At 63.4% G+C, this 18,165-nt stretch carries 12 protein-coding genes; 7 read left to right on the forward strand and 5 right to left on the reverse strand.

The window, feature by feature from the left end; all coding sequences use genetic code 11:
• Nucleotides 1-17: 17 nt before the first annotated feature.
• Nucleotides 18-3,320: an efflux RND transporter permease subunit gene (locus tag C2L66_RS09710; RefSeq protein WP_060600356.1), complete on the forward strand. Its 3,303-nt coding sequence runs from the start codon at nucleotides 18-20 to the stop codon at nucleotides 3,318-3,320.
• An 892-nt stretch (nucleotides 3,321-4,212) separates the two neighbouring features.
• Here the strand turns inward: C2L66_RS09710 and C2L66_RS09715 are convergent.
• The 3 genes from C2L66_RS09715 to C2L66_RS09725 form a co-directional block, all read right to left on the reverse strand.
• Nucleotides 4,213-4,677, reverse strand: a complete 465-nt coding sequence (locus tag C2L66_RS09715) for a hypothetical protein (RefSeq protein WP_054930225.1) — start codon at nucleotides 4,675-4,677, stop codon at nucleotides 4,213-4,215.
• A 103-nt stretch (nucleotides 4,678-4,780) separates the two neighbouring features.
• Nucleotides 4,781-5,344 (reverse strand): peroxiredoxin, encoded by a 564-nt coding sequence (locus C2L66_RS09720; RefSeq protein ID WP_054930224.1) that lies wholly within the window; start codon nucleotides 5,342-5,344, stop codon nucleotides 4,781-4,783.
• Between the two features lie 181 nt (nucleotides 5,345-5,525).
• Nucleotides 5,526-6,848, reverse strand: coding sequence for an EAL and HDOD domain-containing protein (locus tag C2L66_RS09725; protein WP_060600354.1), 1,323 nt, complete (start codon nucleotides 6,846-6,848; stop codon nucleotides 5,526-5,528).
• A gap of 307 nt (nucleotides 6,849-7,155) precedes the next feature.
• On the opposite strand from C2L66_RS09725, the gene C2L66_RS09730 reads away from it, so the two are divergent.
• Nucleotides 7,156-9,003 (forward strand): putative bifunctional diguanylate cyclase/phosphodiesterase, encoded by a 1,848-nt coding sequence (locus C2L66_RS09730; RefSeq protein WP_060600352.1) that lies wholly within the window; start codon nucleotides 7,156-7,158, stop codon nucleotides 9,001-9,003.
• An 85-nt stretch (nucleotides 9,004-9,088) separates the two neighbouring features.
• Entirely contained in the window at nucleotides 9,089-10,546 is a 1,458-nt protein-coding gene (locus C2L66_RS09735; protein WP_054930221.1) for an HDOD domain-containing protein, read from the forward strand.
• 65 nt (nucleotides 10,547-10,611) lie between these two features.
• On the opposite strand, the gene C2L66_RS09740 is transcribed toward C2L66_RS09735, so the two are convergent.
• Both C2L66_RS09740 and C2L66_RS09745 read right to left on the reverse strand, forming a co-directional pair.
• The gene (locus C2L66_RS09740; protein WP_060600350.1) at nucleotides 10,612-11,961 is read right to left on the reverse strand and encodes an EAL and HDOD domain-containing protein; all 1,350 of its coding nucleotides are present in this window, start codon (nucleotides 11,959-11,961) and stop codon (nucleotides 10,612-10,614) included.
• A gap of 312 nt (nucleotides 11,962-12,273) precedes the next feature.
• Complete coding sequence (locus C2L66_RS09745; protein ID WP_054930219.1) at nucleotides 12,274-13,074, reverse strand: ABC transporter substrate-binding protein; 801 nt, start codon at nucleotides 13,072-13,074, stop codon at nucleotides 12,274-12,276.
• 536 nt (nucleotides 13,075-13,610) lie between these two features.
• Between C2L66_RS09745 and C2L66_RS09750 the strand changes: the two genes are divergently transcribed.
• The 4 genes from C2L66_RS09750 to mdtN all read left to right on the forward strand — a co-directional run bounded on the left by C2L66_RS09750 (nucleotide 13,611) and on the right by mdtN (nucleotide 18,164).
• Nucleotides 13,611-14,897 (forward strand): anaerobic sulfatase maturase, encoded by a 1,287-nt coding sequence (locus C2L66_RS09750; RefSeq protein WP_060600348.1) that lies wholly within the window; start codon nucleotides 13,611-13,613, stop codon nucleotides 14,895-14,897.
• Between the two features lie 154 nt (nucleotides 14,898-15,051).
• A complete protein-coding gene (locus C2L66_RS09755) occupies nucleotides 15,052-16,713 on the forward strand; it encodes an arylsulfatase (RefSeq protein WP_176052646.1) in 1,662 nt (553 codons plus the stop codon).
• Between the two features lie 110 nt (nucleotides 16,714-16,823).
• Nucleotides 16,824-17,081: a YtcA family lipoprotein gene (locus C2L66_RS09760; RefSeq protein WP_060600344.1), complete on the forward strand. Its 258-nt coding sequence runs from the start codon at nucleotides 16,824-16,826 to the stop codon at nucleotides 17,079-17,081.
• Nucleotides 17,082-17,111: 30 nt separating this feature from the next.
• The gene (gene mdtN / locus C2L66_RS09765) at nucleotides 17,112-18,164 is read left to right on the forward strand and encodes a multidrug transporter subunit MdtN (protein WP_054930215.1); all 1,053 of its coding nucleotides are present in this window, start codon (nucleotides 17,112-17,114) and stop codon (nucleotides 18,162-18,164) included.
• Nucleotide 18,165 lies beyond the last annotated feature (1 nt).

Genomic DNA, 18,165 nt, shown 5'->3' on the forward strand with positions numbered 1-18,165 from the left:
ATGAAAAGGCCGAACCGATGAACCTGTCGCGCCCCTTCATTCAACGCCCCGTCGCCACCACGCTGCTCGCCATCGGCATTGCGCTGGCGGGCCTCTTCGCGTTCGCGAGGCTGCCCGTCGCGCCGTTGCCGCAGGTCGATTTCCCGACCATCTCGGTTCAGGCGAGCCTGCCGGGCGCGAGCCCCGAGACCGTCGCGACCAGCGTGGCCAGCCCGCTCGAACGGCATCTCGGCACGATCGCCGACGTCACCGAGATGACCTCGTCGAGCTCGGTCGGCTCGGCCCGCATCACGATGCAGTTCGGCCTGAACCGCAACATCGACGGCGCCGCGCGCGACGTGCAGGCCGCCATCAACGCGGCGCGCGCCGACCTGCCCGCGAGCCTGCGCTCGAACCCGACGTATCACAAGGTCAATCCCGCCGACGCGCCGATCCTGATTCTCGCGCTCACATCGAAGACGATGACGGCGGGCCAGCTATACGATTCGGCGGCGACCGTGTTGCAGCAATCGCTGTCGCAGGTGGACGGCGTCGGCGAAGTCGACGTGAGCGGCTCGGCGAACCCGGCCGTGCGCGTCGAGCTGGAGCCGCAGGCGCTCTTTCACTACGGCATCGGTCTCGAAGACGTGCGCGCGGCGCTGGCGTCGGCGAACGCCAACAGCCCGAAGGGCTCGATCGAGTTCGGCCCGAACCGCGTGCAGCTTTACACCAACGACCAGGCGAAGAAGGCCGCGCAATACAAAGACCTCGTGATCGCGTATCGCGACGGCGCGGCCGTGCATCTGTCCGATGTCTCGGAAGTCGTCGATTCCGTCGAAGACCTGCGCAACCTCGGCCTGATGAACAACGAGCGCTCGGTCCTCGTGATTCTGTACCGGCAGCCGGGCGCGAACATCATCGAGACGATCGACCGCGTGAAGGCGATGATTCCGCAGCTGAAGGCATCGCTACCCGCCGCCGTCGAAGTCACGCCGACGGCCGACCGCTCCACGACCATCCGGGCGTCGCTGAAGGACACGCAACTCACGCTGATGATCGCCGTGGCGCTTGTCGTGATGGTCGTGTTCCTGTTCCTGCGCAACTGGCGCGCCACGTTGATTCCGAGCGTCGCGGTGCCGATCTCGATCATCGGCACGTTCGCGGCCATGTACCTGCTCGATTTTTCGATCGACAACCTGTCGCTGATGGCGCTCACCATCGCGACGGGCTTCGTCGTCGACGACGCGATCGTAGTGCTGGAGAACATTTCGCGGCACATCGAGAACGGCATGCCGCGCATGAAGGCGGCCTTCGTCGGCGCGCGCGAAGTCGGCTTCACGGTGATGTCGATCAGCATCTCGCTGGTCGCCGTGTTCCTGCCCATTCTGCTGATGGGCGGGATCGTCGGGCGGCTGTTCCGCGAGTTTGCGCTGACGCTGTCGCTGGCGATCGGCGTGTCGCTGATCGTGTCGCTGACGCTCACGCCGATGATGTGTTCGCGGCTGCTGTCCGAGCCGCACGAAAAGAAACAGGAAGGCCGTTTCGGACGCTGGCTGGAGCGCGGCTTCGACTGGATGCAGCGCGGCTATGCGCGCACGCTCGGCTGGTCGCTGCTTCATCCGCGGCTGATTCTCGCCGTGCTGATCGCGACGATCGGGCTGAACGTGTATCTGTACATCATCGTGCCGAAGGGCTTTTTCCCGCAGCAGGACACGGGGCGGCTGGTCGGCGGCATTCAGGCCGACCAGTCCACATCGTTCCAGGCGATGAAGGTGAAGTTCTCCGAGATGATGAAGATCGTCCAGGCGAACCCAGCCGTCGACAGCGTGGTCGGCTTCACGGGCGGACGGCAGACCAACTCGGGTTTCATGTTCGTGTCGCTCAAGTCGAAGAGCGAGCGCAAGGTTTCCGCCGACCAGGTGATCCAGCAGTTGCGCGGGCCGCTGTCGGACGTCGCTGGCGCGCGCACCTTCCTGCAGGCGGTGCAGGACATCCGCGTGGGCGGCCGGCAGTCGAACGCGCAATATCAGTTCACGCTGCTATCGGACACGACTGCCGATCTCTACAAATGGGCGCCCATTCTGACGGAAGCGCTGCAAAAGCGCCCTGAGCTCACCGACGTCAACTCCGACCAGCAGCAAGGCGGTCTGGAAGCGATGGTGACGATCGACCGGGCGACGGCGGCGCGCCTGAACATCAAGCCCGCGCAGATCGACAACACGCTGTATGACGCCTTCGGCCAGCGCCAGGTCTCGACCATCTACAACCCGTTGAACCAGTATCACGTCGTGATGGAAGTCGCACCGAAGTACTGGCAGAGCCCCGACATGCTCAAACAGGTGTGGGTCAGCACGTCGGGCGGCAGCGCGAGCGGTTCGCAATCGACCAATGCGACGGCGGGCACGGTGACGTCGAGTGCGACGTCGAGGGCTTCGTCAGGCGGCACGGGTGGCACGACCTCGTCGAGCGCGGCTGCCGTCGCGAGCGATGCCGCGCGCAATCTGGCGAACAACTCGATTGCGGCGAGCGGCAAGTCGAGTGCATCGACGGGCGCGGCCGTGTCGACGTCGAAGGAAACGATGATTCCGCTGTCCGCGATCGCGAGCTTCGGGCCGGGCAACACACCGCTGGCGGTGAACCACCAGAGCCAGTTCGTCGCGTCGACGATTTCGTTCAACTTGCCACCGGGCAAGTCGTTGTCGGAGGCGACGAATATCATCTATCAGACGATGGCCGAGATCGGCATGCCGGCGACGATTCACGGCAGCTTCCAGGGAACGGCGCAGGCGTTTCAGCAGTCGATGTCCGATCAGCCCATTTTGATTCTCGCGGCGCTTGCGGCGGTTTATATCGTGTTGGGGATTTTGTACGAGAGCTATATTCATCCGCTGACCATTTTGTCGACGTTGCCGTCGGCGGGGGTCGGGGCGTTGCTGGCGCTGCTGCTCTTTAATACCGAGTTCAGCATCATTGCGCTGATTGCGGTGATTCTTCTGATTGGTATTGTGAAGAAGAACGCGATCATGATGGTCGATTTTGCGATCGATGCGTCGCGGCAAGGGCTGTCTTCTCGTGATGCGATCGAGCAGGCTTGTTTGCTGCGGTTCCGTCCGATCATGATGACCACGTGCGCGGCGCTGCTCGGCGCGTTGCCGCTCGCGTTTGGACGCGGGGAAGGGGCGGAGCTGCGGGCTCCGCTTGGGCTTGCTATTGTTGGTGGGTTGATTGTGAGTCAGATGCTTACGCTCTATACCACGCCTGTGGTTTATCTTTATATGGATCGGATTCGGGTTCGGTGGGAGGGAAGGCGGAATCGTGGGGCGGCGGCTTCGGGTGTGTAAGGTTTTTGTTTGTCTGCGACGCTAGGTGGTCTGCCAGTGTTTGCGCTGGCATGCGCGATTTGCCTTCGTGCTTCATGCTTCTGAGCGTTTGCCTTTGCGCTGGCATCCGCTTTACGTTAGCTCGCTTCACGCGTCGCCCCTGTGCGGGGCGGCACCTACTTTTCTTTGCCGCCGCAAAGAAAAGTAGGCAAAAGAAAGCGGCTCACACCGCCAGCCCTTGTTCTTGCCTGAGGGCCCCCGAAGGTTCTTACGCTTCACACGGCAATCACGTCATTCGTGTTCGTTGCCAGCGCTCTTGCGGTGCGCCTCACCCGCTTCACGCACCTGCGCTTCAGCACGCCGCGCCAGACAGGCCACGGCCGCCCAGGTGGCAAACTGTGTGTCGGCTCTCGGTGCTCCACACGCTTCACTCCAGACCGAATGCGCACGCGCCCCACCCGGTAAGAGCGCCAAGCTATACGACGCGACAACCTACACACAGTTTGCCACCTGGGCGGCGCATACCATTCGCTGCCGCTGGCTCATGTACGGGTGTTTGAAGCGGGTGAGGCGTTCATTCGAAGCGTTGGCAACGGGCACTAACCACGGCACTGGCGTGTGAAGGATGGGGACGTTGGGGGCCCGTGGGCAAAGGTCAAGAATTGGCGGTGTGAGCCGCTTTCTTTTGCCTACTTTTCTTTGCGGCGGCAAAGAAAAGTAGGTGCCGCCCCGCACAGGGGCGACGCGTGAAGTGAGCTAACGCATCGCGGATGCCAGCGCAAAGGCAAGCGCACAAGGACAACGCGTGAAGCACGCTAACAAATCGCGGATGCCAGCGAAACCAAAGTCCAACCCACCACCGCCACCAGCAAAAACCCCCATCCACCCAGCGTCGCAGACAAACAAAAAACCCTTAAAGCTTCTGCGCCATCGCCAGATCAAAAATCCTGACCCACTGCCGAGCCTCGCGCTCGGACCTCACCGGTAAGCGCCACTCGGGATGCGCCGCATCCTTGACATCCAGCCTGACCTGCCAGCGCTCCCCTTCCCGCACCGGCTGTGCCTCCCGAAGATCGGCAAAAATATACGCCCCCCGCACACCGGCGACCTGCAAATCGCACAACCGCTTCCCCGCCGCGAGGCGAACCCCACCCCATTCGCCCTTGAGTTCGTGAGTCCAGTCGCCATCGCGAATATTCGCCGACACTTCCTTATGCCGACGCCACCACCATGCCAGCGCCGCAAGCACGAGCGCAGCAAAGAGGATCGCGACACCCACGGCCACGCCAAGCCCAAACTGTGCAGAGAGCGCATGAAACGCCTGCACACAGCCATAAATCAACGCAATCAGAGCAAACAGCGCAACGACAATCGGCATGACAACGTATCCAGCAATGGCAAAGCGATACCAATAACACAAACAACCAAAACAGTAATCAGATGCCGCGCAGCGTAAAAGGCAAACAGCGACCTACGCCCGCTCAGGGCTGCTTATGCGTCGCAGCCCACTCCTTGAGCGCCTGCATCGTGTTCTCGACATGCTTGTCGGGCGAAAGGCTCGTGTACTCGTAAATGATCTTGCCGTCCGGTGCAATCACATACGACACGCGGTTCGCCATCGACGCGTGCATCGGCAGCCCCGCGTCATACGCGTTGATCACCTTCGAGTCGGGATCGGCCGCAACGGGGAATTTGCTGCGGCATTCGCTGACCGAGAACTTCGTCAGCGTGTCGATGTTGTCGTGCGACACACCAATCACAGTCGCGCCGTACTTCTTGTACTCATCCACCGCTTCCGCGAATTCGTGCGCCTCGATCGTGCAGCCCTTCGTGAAAGCAGCCGGATAGAAGTACAGCACCACAGGACCCTTCTTCAACGCGTCGGCCAGCGCATACGTGTACGTCTTGCCGCCCAGCGACGCCTGCGTGGTAAAGTCCGGCGCGCTGTCGCCCGGCTTGAGCGTTGCGGACGCCGTCAACGCATACAGCGACATACTCGCGCACAGCGCAGCCGCCAGCGCGAACGGCACAATCTTCAGCTTCATGTCGAATCCTCGAATCGTAAGCGCACGATGCCCGTGCAACGCCTCGCGACGCTATGCCCTGCAACATGAAGCGTCGAGGCTCAACTTGCGCCTCATATTGGACCACGTTTGACCATTACGCGTCGTCAGCCGGACCAGCCGGATCGACGCGACGCGCAAGTCAGCCGCCCATCAATGGCTATCAGTCGCCCAGATGCGCGCCAAACCAGGCAGCCGCCGACAGATTCAACTCGGCCAGCACGATCGGCGTGAGCGCGCCGAATTCCTCAAGCGACTGGGCGCTCGCCACGGCCGCCGCATCCTGCGCCTCGCCCGCCGCTTCCGCGATGCTCAGCAGCGCACCCATCTGCCCCGCCCGCTCGACGATCGCATCGCGAATCAGCGGCGACAGATCGAGCGGATCGAGTGTGGCGTCCGGCGTCGAATCGACCAGCACATGCACCAGCGAAAACACGCCCGTCAGAAACGCAGCGTCCGCAAACGCCTCGTCGTTCGGGCGAATCCAGCGCGCCGCCAGCTCCATGAAGCGCGCCCGCGTCCCCGCCAGTTGCACGAGGGGATCGGAGCGCCACGGCAGATCGCCGCCGCCCGCGTACAGCAGCAGTTGCGCCCAGCGCGCGATCTGCCGCGTGCCCGTCGCGATGATCGCTTCGCGCAGCGACGCGATATTGCGCCCGAGCCCGAACGCGCTCGAATTGACGAGCCGCAACAGTTGCATCACGACATTCGGATTGCGCTTGAGTTCGTCTTCGAGTTCGACGATGCCCGCGTCACGCGCGAGCAGCGCGAGCAGCCGCAGCAGCGAGGTACGCGACGAGCGCGTGCGGCGCGTCGACAGCACCTGCGGCCGCGCGAAGAAATAACCCTGGAAGAGATCGAAGCCGAGATCGCGGGCAAGCGCGAAGTCTTCGCGCGTCTCGACCTTTTCCGCAATCAACGTCTTGCCGTGACCGGCAAGCGTTTTCGCGAGGCCCGGCAGTTGCGCGCGGTCCGTCTGCAGGAAATCCACCTTGACGATATCCGCGTACGGCAGCGCAGCGAGCAGGTTCGGCGACAGTTCGCATACGTCGTCGAGCGCGACCCGAAAGCCCGCGCGGCGCAGATCGGCGATGCGCGCGATGAGCCGCTCGTCGAACTGCACCGTCTCGAGAATTTCAAGCACGAAGCGCTCAGGCTCCATCAGATGCACGATGTCGTCGAACAGCAGATCGCGGCCGATGTTCACATAGCCGCGGTGCGTGCCGAGCACGGAAGGCACGCCGATGCTGCCGATCGTGCGCACCACCACCTGCGCGGTGGCCTGCGCGTCGTCGGAGACCTGCGCGTAATTTTGCGCGCTGCCGCGAAACAGCAGTTCGTAAGCGTGCAGCGCGCCGTCGCGGTCGAGAATCGGCTGACGCCCGACATAGACGAACTGCGCCGATGAGATCGCCTCGTCCTCTTCGCCTGCTTGCGCAAACGTTTGGGGCCGGCCGGCTTCGTCGTTTTGAAACGGATCAGGCATGTTTAACGGCTGCTTGGATTCGGAAAACGGCTTGCTTGCGGGGTTGCCACCTCGCGCCCCGTAAGGGGAATAACGGAGCGCGTTCGCCGCCACTTTAGCGGAATCCATCGGCGATGCACAGGCGTCCAGGGCACCCGCGAATCCTTACCATTTGTTATGGCGCTTTTTGTGTCTGAAAGCTAAAGATTCTGCCGCAAACGTCGTTATCCCGTTCTGATGGACGGCCTCGCGCCTGCCCCGATCGGTCTGCCGACGGGCATCGCCAGAACGTCCAGCCTCAAGACGAACCGGGTAGTCAGCGACACACATGGAAGCGACCAGGATCACCCCAGCCCGCCGGGGCTTGCTGCGCACGGCAATCGAGCGATTCCGCGCGGCCCGTCAGCCCGCGCGCACGACGGTCGCATCGGGCGCACCGGGCGCGGCTGGCTTGCCAGATGCTTCGCACGGGCTCGAACAGGCCGCGCACGCCGTCGACTTCCTCGCGCACGTGGCGCGCAATCTCACCTTTCTCTATGTTTCCGAGGCGAGCCTGCGCTTCATCGGCTATCACCGCGAATATCTGCAAACCGTCACGCTGCACGAACTCGTCGCGCCCGGCGACGTGGCCCGCCTCGACGCCGCGCTGCGACGCGCCAACGAAAGCGGCGCCGTCGAGAAAATCACGCTGGATCTGATCAAGTCGCTGACCTATCCCGTGCCCGTCGAGTTGCGCATTGCGCGCAACTGTCACGACGGCATCGAAGGATATGCGATCGCGGGCTTCGACGTGTCGAGCTGGCGCGCGACGGAAGCGAGCCTCAAGCATCAACTGCATCACGACAACCTGACGGGCCTCGCGAACGTGCCCGCGCTCGTCGAGGAAATGCGTCACGCGCAGCAGAAGGCGGACGCGACGGGCAAGTCGGCCGCCCTGCTGCTGCTCGATCTCGACGACTACCAGCGCGTGAACCGCGCGCTCGGCTACGACGCCGGCGACGAAATGCTGCGCGACACCGCGCGCCGCCTGTCCAACATGACGACGCAAGGCGAAGTGATCGCGCGCATTTCCAGCGACGAGTTCGCGATCCTGCTGCCGCCCGCGCACGCGCGCGCCGACACCGCGATCGCCGCCGAAGCACTCGCGCGGCGTCTGTTGACGGCGATCCAGCAACCGTACACGTTCAACCGCCAGCCGGTGCACCTGTCGGCGAGCGTCGGCATCGCGCTGTATCCCGACACGCAGCACGCGGGCGAATCGGCCGAACCCGCACCGCGCGACAGCCAGCTATTGCGCTGGGCCGATCATGCGCTGGCGCGCGCGAAAGCCGCGGGCGGCAACACGCTCGCGTTCTACGTGCCCGACGACAGCCCCGCCGACGCCGAGCGCCTGAAGCTCGAATCGGACCTGTACGACGGCGTGCGCAACGGCGAGTTCTCGCTGCACTTCCAGCCCATCACGAGCAGTCAGTCGCACGGCGTGGTCGGCGTCGAGGCGTTGATTCGCTGGCAGCATCCCGTCCACGGGCTCGTGCCGCCGTCGATGTTCATCCCGCTCGCCGAATCCGTCGGCCTCATCAACTACCTGGGCAACTGGGTGCTGAAGGCCGCGTGCATGCAGTTGATCCGCTGGGACATACAGGGCATCCGGCTGCAATACGTCGCGGTCAACGTCTCGCCGCAGCAGTTCCGCGATCCGCGCTTCAAGGAAAGCGTGCGCGAAGCGATCGCGCTCACGGGCATCGATCCGCACCGGCTCGTGTTCGAGATCACGGAAAGCCTGCTGATGCACGACCCGCAGCACGCAACCGCGTTGCTCGAAGAACTCACGGGCCTCGGCATCCGCTTCGCGGTCGACGACTTCGGCACGGGCTATTCGAGCCTCGCCTATCTGCAACGCTTCCCGCTCGCGAAACTGAAAATCGACCGGAGTTTCGTGGAGAATCTGTTAACCTCGCGCAACGATCAGGCGATCGTCAGCGCCGTCGTGGGCCTCGCGCAAACGCTCGATCTCGAACTCGTCGCCGAAGGCGTCGAAACGGAAGCGCAGCGTGAACTGCTCACCGAGATGGGCTGCGGTCACATTCAGGGCTGGCTCGTCTGCAAGGCGCTCCCATCGGAAGAACTCGCACAGCGCTTCGCATCGCGCGCGCTTCACGTGCATGGTGAAGCGTGACAGACATGACGCGTGTTGATACCAGGCACAGTTCTCGTCACGACTTGCCGCTCACTGGAACTTGTATGGCTCTTGCGGGACTCTCATGCTAAAGGCTGCGCTGCTTGACCGGCTCTGGGCTCGCATGAACGAGCGCGGCGACTTCCCGATGCTGCAGCAGTCGCTCCGCTCGACGATGGCCGCGATGAATAACGACGACCTCGATTTCAGCGCCCTCGTGCAGATCGTGCTCTCCGACTTCGCGCTGACACAGAAGGTGCTGCGTCTCGCGAATTCGGCGATGTACATGGCGTTCGGCGGCAACATCACGACGGTTTCGCGGGCACTGATGGTGCTCGGCATGGATGCCGTCGGGCATCTCGTGGTCGGACTGAAGATCGTCGATCACTTTCATCACAGCGCGCCGCGCCGCATCGACGCGAAGCTCGAACTCAACCGCACCATGCTGTCGGGCTGCGTGGCCCGCAAGCTCACCGAGCGCGGCGATCTGCGCGACGGCGAAGAGGCGGTAGTCTGCACGCTGATGCGCCAGATCGGCAAGCTGCTCGTGGTGTTCTACCTGGATGCCGAGTGGGACCATATTCGCCGCCAGATCGATACGGGCATGGGCGAGAACGAAGCCTGCGAAACCGTGCTCGGCGTGACGTTCCATGAAATCGGCCTCGAAGCGGCGTCGCGCTGGCGCTTGCCGGAGATGATCCGCGTCGGCATGACCGAGTTCGACCCGCTGCAGGACGACGAGCCGCGTCAGGTGCAGTGGCTGCGCGCGATCACGAACTACTCGACGGAAGTCGCGAACGTGCTCACGCAGCCGCATCTGCCTCAGGCGCAGCGCGACGTGCGCATCGCCGAGCTGGCGCAGCGCTACGGCCGCACGCTCAACACAGAGCCCGAAGTGCTCGTCGACATGAGCCTGACGCTCGCCGAAGAAGAGACCCGCGACGGCGTGATGCGCGAGATCTTCGAACTGCGCGCGAATGCCGATGCGATCGCGCGCGAAGCGCTCGACCCGGAGTCGTGCATCCGCGCAGGGGTCGGCGAACTGCAGGCGCTGCCGAGCGACAGCGGACTTGCACCCGCGCTGGCGATGGCGTCGGAAACGGTGCTCGCGGGTTTGCAGTTCGAGCGCACCGTCGTATTCGTGCGCCATGGCAGCGGCATCTTCAAGGCGACGATGGGCTTCGGCGCGAAGATCGAAGCCGCGCTGCCGAAGCTCAGCTTCGCAACTGCCTTCGCGCCCGACGTGTTCCATCTCGCGATCGCGAACTCGGTCGGCATCTTCATCGAGAATGCGCGCGATCCGAAGATGTATGCGCGCCTGCCCGACTGGTATCGCCGCGCCTTCGAAGGCGTGCATTCGTTCGTGCTGCTGCCCGTGGTGCTGGAAAACAAGTCGACGGTCGCCCTGCTCTATGGCGACTGGGCGCATCATGACGTGCGGCGCCGCATCTCGCAGCGGGAAATGGCCGCGCTCAACGAACTGGCGCGCGAGTTGGGCCGGTTCTTCGCGCATGCGCCCGTGAGCGAAGTCGAAACGCTCTAACGAAAGACGCGCCCGCTTCCATCGACCTGCGCGGCTCGTGCGTTCGAGCCGCGCGTTCTCCCGTATCAGTCCTCCAGCCGCTCCAGCCCCGTCGCCTCGGCGCTGCGGTCGGCGACGCCCGCCCATGCGGCCGAGACGAGGCCCATTTGCGCGACATCGAGCGCTTGCAAACCGTCGAGCCGCTCGCACGCGCTTTCGACGTCGGCCCATGCGCCGCGTTCGAGCGCCTCGACCACCGTCAGCAACGTGCCCAGCACGCCTTCGCGCAACAGGATCGCGTCGCGGATCGGCTTGGACAGCACCAACACATTGAGCGTGTGTTCGAGCGAACCGCCGAACACCGAGTCGACGAACGAGAACACGCCCGTGAGAAAGGCCGCGTCGGTTTCGTCGCGCCCCGCTTCGGGCAGACGCTGGACGGCCAGTTCCATGAAGCGCGCGCGCGTTGCGGCGAGTTGCAGCAGCGGATCGTCTTCGAGCGCGACCTTGCGGCCGTCCGCGTACAGCAGCAGTTGGGTCCAGCGCGCGATGCGGTTCGTGCCCGTCGCATTGATCGCTTCGCGCAAGGTCGTGACCTTGCGGCCCATCGCGAGGCCGCTCGAATTGGCAAGACGCATCAGATGCATCACCAGCACCGGGTTCAGTTTCAGCTCGGCTTCGAGCTGCGCGACGGTCGGCTCGCCGCCGAGAAGTTGCAGCAGATTCAACAGAGCGTGGCGCGGCGCGCTGACCTTGCGCGCGGCCGCGCCCTGCGGATGCGCGAAGTAATAGCCCTGAAAGCGGTCGAAGCCGAGATCGAGCGCCTGCCCGTACACTTCCTGCGATTCGACGCCCTGCGCGATCAACAGCTTGCCCGCCGATTTCAGCACGCTCGCGAACTTGGGAAGCATGGCTTGCGGGATGCGATGCATGTCGATCTTCACGGCGTCGGCATACGGCAGCAGACGCGCGAAGGTGTCGTTGGCCTGTGCGACGTTGTCGATCACGAAGCGATAGCGGCGGCCATGCAGCTCGACGATGCGGGAGATCAGTTGATCGTCCGCGACGATGTCGGGCGGCAGTTCCAACATCAAGCGCTCGGCGGGCAGGCTGCGGATCGCGTCGTCGAACAACAGGTCGCGCGTGACGGGCAGATAGCCGGGATGATTGGCGAGCGCCGCGCGCACGTCGGGCTGCAGGACCGCGTGGATGATGGATTCGGCCCGGCGGGTTTGCGCTTCTGGCTGTTCGCCGCCCGCTTCCTGATCGCCGGACCCGGCGGCGGGCGCCTCATATAGCTTGAGTTCGAACGCGCACAACATGTTGTCGCGGTTCAGGATGGGCTGACGGGCAAACGAAACGTTTGCGCGCGCGGCCTGCGCAAAGCCCGGAACGTCTTCTGCCTGGCGTTCCTCAGCGACTGCGGTGGTGGTCATTCCGGTCCCCTGTCCGGCCAGCGTTCGCGCTTCGTTGCTTGCGCTGGTCCCATGCAAGTAGTTGCGGCGAAGCATCGTGCTTCGTGCTCTCGTCTGTTGAGTTTCGTACTGGCGGCTTGATCCGGCATGCCTCGCTGCCCCCGGCATGTCGGGCCGTCTTTCCCCGTGGGCAGATTTTAGCGCACGCCGCCATGTGCAGGAGCATGAAGAAGCTAAAAAAGACTGGAAAAACAAGGGCAAAAAAAACGGCCGCATGAAGCGGCCGTTTCGACGTTCGACGCCGGCGCGACAATCCGCGCCGCACGAAATGCATTACTTCAATGTGACCTTGACGTCGAAATACTTCGCTGCGAGCTTGTCGATCGTGCCGTCGGCTTTCAGTTCCTTGAGTGCCTGGTTGACGGCGTCCTTCAGCTGAGCGTCGCCCTTGCGCAGACCGAAGCCCACGCCCGAACCGAGCAGCTTTTCATCCGACACGGCCGGGCCCGCAAATTCGAATCCTGCTCCTTGCGGCTTCTTGAGGAAGCCCTTCGAGGCCGCTTCCGCGTCCTGGAACGACGCGTCGAGACGTCCGGCGACGAGGTCGGCATAGACCTGGTCCTGGGTCTGATACGGAATCACGTCGACGCCTGCGGGCGCCCACTTCGCCTTCGCGTAGGTTTCCTGGATCGTGCCCTGCAGCACGCCGACGTGCTTGCCCTTCAGCGATGCCGCTGTCGGCTGCAGGCCGCTGCCCTTCTTCGCGATCATCTGGTTGGGAATCACGTAGATGGGATCGGTGAAGTCGATGACGGCGCGGCGCTGGTCGGTGATCGACATGTCCGAGTTGATCGCGTTGAACTTGCGGGCCTGGAGCGCGGGAATCAGACCGTCGAACGCATTCTCGACCCATACGCACTTCGCCTTGAGCTTCGCGCAGACGGCGTTGCCGATGTCGATGTCGAAGCCCTGCAACTCGCCGGCGGGCGACTTCGATTCGAACGGCGCATACGACGCCTCGACGCCGAAGCGGATTTCCTTGATCTCCGCCGCGGTTGCGGCCGTTGCCGTCGCTGCCATCAGGGTGCCCGCCACTGCGGCGAGCGCGGCCATCTTTTGCCAACTCATTTTCATCAAAGCTTTCCTCAAGAAGTGCTGGTGGGCGGAATGCCCCGCCTCGGGCATGCCGCGATCATGGGCACGCCAAAAATACGGTTCAAACGCCGTCGTCCGGTTTGGTGCGACGCACAAGGCAACGCGAGCGCGGGATTTTACAGGGTCTTCCCCGGCGGCCCGTCGAGTGCACCGGTTTTGCATTGCGTGGTGCGCTGATCGAGATCGGTTCAAATCAGAAAAATCCTGTCGCAACGACGCAATCCTCCTTAGGAAATTCGCCGGCACACAGGAAACAGCTTGAGGTTTTGATGCGAATCTGTCGACGGATTCAGATAACCGGATGCGGGATTTGCTTGTGGCGCATCAGCCTACCCGGCGACGCAGGATGGCGCAATACGCCTTTAGTCTAATACGTAAGTTACTTCGTATTGCGTATGATATTTTCAATAAGGATTCCGACATTATATTTTTACGAAAATCGTGTCGGCACTCCACGTAATTCAAGCAATTCACGCCTCCGAGCAGACACCGCGAATCTTCGAGCATCGACTGCAATGAAACACAGCACGGCCATTCCGCTGACACCACTAGCGACCAGCTTGGGCGACGTCGACGCGCCGCCATCGGGCCCGCGCTTCAAGCGGCGTTTTCACGTCATGGCCAAGCCAACCGGGTCGGCGTGCAATCTCGATTGCACGTATTGCTTCTATCTGCACAAGGAACAGCTGCTCGACCAGCGCCGCGGTAATTTCATGAACGACCGGACGCTGGAAACGTTCATCCGTCAATACATCGAAGCGCAGGACGGCGAGCAGATCGTCTTTTCGTGGCAAGGCGGCGAGCCGACGCTCATGGGGCTCGAATTCTTTCGCAAGGTCGTCCTTCTGCAGGAGAAGTACAAGAGCGCAGGCCAGCGCATTGAAAACAACCTGCAAACCAACGGCACCGCGCTCGACGACGCGTGGTGCGCGTTTCTCAAGCAGCACGATTTTCTCGTCGGTCTGTCCATCGACGGGCCGCGCGAACTGCACGACGCCTACCGCGTGTCGCGCTCGGGCAAGCCCACGTTCGACAGGGTCATGCGGGGACTCGAATGCATCCACCGTCACGGAGTCGCCTTCAACGCGCTCGCCGTGATCAACCGGCTCAATGCGCGCAGACCGACCGACGTCTATCGCTTCCTCACGCGAGAAGTCGGCGCGACTTACCTGCAGTTCAATCCGTGCGTCGAGGCCAGGACATTCAAGCAGGTCGCGCCGCAATTCTGGGACGAGGCATCGATTCCTGTGGTCGGCACCGAAAGGGCGAAACCGGGCGCGGCGGATTCCGTCGTCACCGACTGGTCCGTCGACCCCGACGACTGGGGCTATTTCCTGAGCCGTACGTTCGACGAGTGGTATCGCGAGGATCTCGGCAGGGTGCTGGTCAACCTTTTCGAAACGGCCGTCGCGCAGACCATGGGCCTGCCCTCGCAGCTTTGCATCACCGCGCCTTTTTGCGGCAAGGGGCTCGCCATGGAGCACGATGGCCGGGTCTACTCCTGCGATCACTACGTCTACCCCGAATACGAACTCGGCGACATCTTCAGCCACCCGCTTCATCACGTTGCGTTTTCCGAGCGCCAGAAAGCCTTCGGCTTCGGCAAGAAGGACACCCTTCCGAAGTACTGCCTGCAATGTCCGCACCTGAACCTGTGCTGGGGCGAATGTCCGAAGAACCGGCTCGTACGCGCGCCGGACGGCGAGCCCGGACTCAACTATCTATGCCCGGGGATCAGGCAGTTTCACGCGCATGCGGGCCCAAGGCTGCGGCAGATCGCCCGGGGCCTGCGCGCCGGATAGCGGGACCCGCCCGTCATCCACGCGTTCAAACAGAAAGCGGATGGAAATTCGTCTGCGTCGCCTCCTGCCAACTCGTCTTCGCAGGAGATTCAAGTGCTGCACCCATAGCCAACAAGAGCAACCAATGAAAAAAAAGACCAGGCCTCTCAGACACATGCTCAAACGCAAGGCCGTCACGGCGCTGTCCGCAGCGGTATCCGGATGGCTGGCGTTGAGCCCCGTCGCGCATGCAGCGGACACGACCCGCCCGCCGAATATTCTCGTCATCTTCGGCGACGACATCGGTCAGACCAACATCAGCGCGTACGGCCAGGGTGTCGTCGGTTATCAGACACCGAACATCGACCGCCTCGCTCACGAAGGGATGATGTTCACCGACTACTACGCGGAGAACAGTTCGACGGCTGGCCGCTCGTCCTTCATCACGGGCCAGTCGCCGCTGCGCACGGGCTTGAGCAAGGTCGGCATTCCCGGCGCAACACAGGGGCTGCAGGCCTCGGATGTCACGATCGCCCAGGCGCTCAAGCCGCTCGGCTATGCGACGGGCCAGTTCGGCAAGAATCACCTGGGTGATCGCAACGAGTATCTGCCGACCGTCCACGGCTTCGATGTGTTCTACGGCAACCTCTATCATCTGAATGCGGAAGAAGAGCCGGAGCGTCCATACTGGCCCAAAGCCGATACGCCACAAGGCAAGGCCTATGCGAAGTATTTCATGCCGCGCGGCGTGCTGGACTGCAAGGCCTCGGACCATGACGATCCCACTGTCGACGCGCGCTTCGGCAAGGTCGGCAGGCAGGTCTGCACGGACACGGGCCCGCTCACGTCCAAACGCATGGAAACCATCGACGACGAGACGACGGGCCGCGCCATCGACTTCATGAAGGAGCAGGCCCGGTCGGACAAACCGTTCTTCGTCTGGATGAACACGACGCGCATGCACGTGTTCACCCACGTGCGCCCGGAGTACAAGGACAAGGGCGGGATGCCCGGCAACATGTACGCGGACGGCATGTGGGAGCACGACCAGGACGTCGGCAAGCTGCTCAAGTCACTCGACGAAATGGGCATCGCCGACAACACGATCGTCGTCTATACGACGGACAACGGCCCGAACCAGTTCACATGGCCGGACGCCGCGACGACGCCGTTCCGCAACGAGAAAGACTCGAACTACGAAGGCGCGTTCCGCGTGCCCGCGCTGGTGCGCTGGCCCGGGCACATCAAGCCGGGACAGATCTCCAATGAACTCGTTTCCGGCATGGACTGGTTCCCCACGCTGCTTGCCGCCGCGGGCGACACGGACATCAAGGAGCGCCTGCTCAAGGGTGCGAGCATCGGCGGGCGAAGCTTCAAGAACCATCTGGACGGCTACAACCAGTTGCCGTACCTCGAAGGCAAGCAGGCCAAAGGCGAGCGCAAGGAGTTCTATTACTTCGACGACGACGGCGTTCTGGTCGACATGCGTTACAACGACTGGAAGTTCGTCTATTGCGAACAGCGCGCGCCCGGCGGCTTCGCGGTATGGAACAACCCGTTGACCTGCCTGCGCGTGCCGAAGATCTTCAATCTGCGCATGGACCCGTACGAGCGCGCTGACGTCGTCTCCGACCAGTACTACGACTGGACGACCAAGAACGTCTACGTCCTGTATGGCGCGATTGCGGAGACGGCGAAGTTCCTCGACTCCTTCGTCGCGTATCCACCCGCGCAGACGCCCGCCAGCTTCACGGTGGATGGCATCCGCGCCGGCGTCGATGCAGAGATCGCGCGCAACAACGCACGCGCCCAGGCGTTGACCAAAAAGTCCGACTGACGCGCCATTCCGTCTCGCGAGGCACGCAGTTCCCGCGTGCCTCGCGGCTGACGGCGCACCAGTCCCCGATTCGCGACGCCTGCCGGCGTCGACATCATTCTTCGAAGGCTATGCCTGTGATTAGACCGATCCTGTTGATCATGCTCAGCATGGCCGCCTCAGGCTGCACGATGCCGCGATCCATTTCCGTGCTTGGCTCGTTCTTTCCGGACTGGCTGTTCTGCGCCATTGCCGGACTCGTACTCGCGCTGATCGTGCGCGGCCTGCTGATCCGGTTCGGACAGGAGCGCGCATTCGGCCCGCCCGCCATGGTGCAGCCCACATTGATGCTGCTCTTTTCGCTGCTGGTCTGGCTGGTCTTCTTTTAACGCTGCAATCTCGACAATCAGAGCCTTCCGATGGCCGTTCGCCCCAACACCTTGAAAAGCAGAAAGTGGCCCGCGCTGCTGCTGGCCGTCGTCACACTGGCCCTGCTCGCCTATGTCATCTGGCGCGTGGATACGTCGCCCGGCACCGACGACGCCTATGCCCAGGCCGACACGATCGACGTCGTGCCCGACGTGAGCGGACGCATCGTCGAAATGGCCGTCAAGGACAATCAGCGGGTCAACAAGGGCGACCTGCTGTTCCGCGTCGATCCGCGCCCGTTCGAGGATGAGCTGGCGCGTGCCAGGGCCACGCTGGTTGCACTCGACAAACAGATCGCCCTCACGCAGCGTGTCGTCACGGCGCAGCAGTACGGCGCCGATTCCGTGCATGCGCTCGTCGAGCGTGCCCGCGTCACGGCGGCGCAAACGGCGCAAACGCTGCGGCGCACGCAGCCGCTGCTGGCGCCGGGCTATGTGTCCGCAGAAGACGTCGACCGCGTCCGCACCGCGCAACGCGCGGCCGAGGCCGACCTGGTCGCCGCGCGGCTCCAGGCCCAGCAGGCCACGGCAGCCGTCACGGGCGTCGACGCGCTGGTCGCGCAACGCGACGTGGTCCTCGCCGATATCGCGCTGATGCAGTTCCGCCTCGACATGACGACAGTGCGCGCGCCGTTCGACGGCCGCGTCGTGTCGCTGAAAACCTCGGTCGGCCAGTTCGCCTCGGCGCTCAAGCCGATCTTTACGCTGATCGATACACGGAACTGGTACATCGTCGCCAACTTCCGCGAAACCGACCTGAAGAACATTCGCCCCGGCACGCCCGCGACCGTTTATCTGATGAGCGATACAGGCAAGCGCTTCAAGGGCACGGTCGATTCGATCGGCTACGGCGTGTTGCCCGACGACGGCGGCCTCGTGCTCGGCGGGCTGCCGCGCGTACAGCGCAGCATCAACTGGGTGCGGGTTGCGCAGCGCTTTCCCGTAAAGATCCGGGTCGAACAGCCCGATGCGGACCTGTTCAGGATCGGCGCGTCGGCCGTCGCGCAGCTGCATCCGCAAGCCGCCGACCAACCCCGCTCCTGAG

This window comes from Paraburkholderia caribensis, assembly GCF_002902945.1.
Classification (GTDB): Bacteria; Pseudomonadota; Gammaproteobacteria; order Burkholderiales; family Burkholderiaceae; genus Paraburkholderia; species Paraburkholderia caribensis.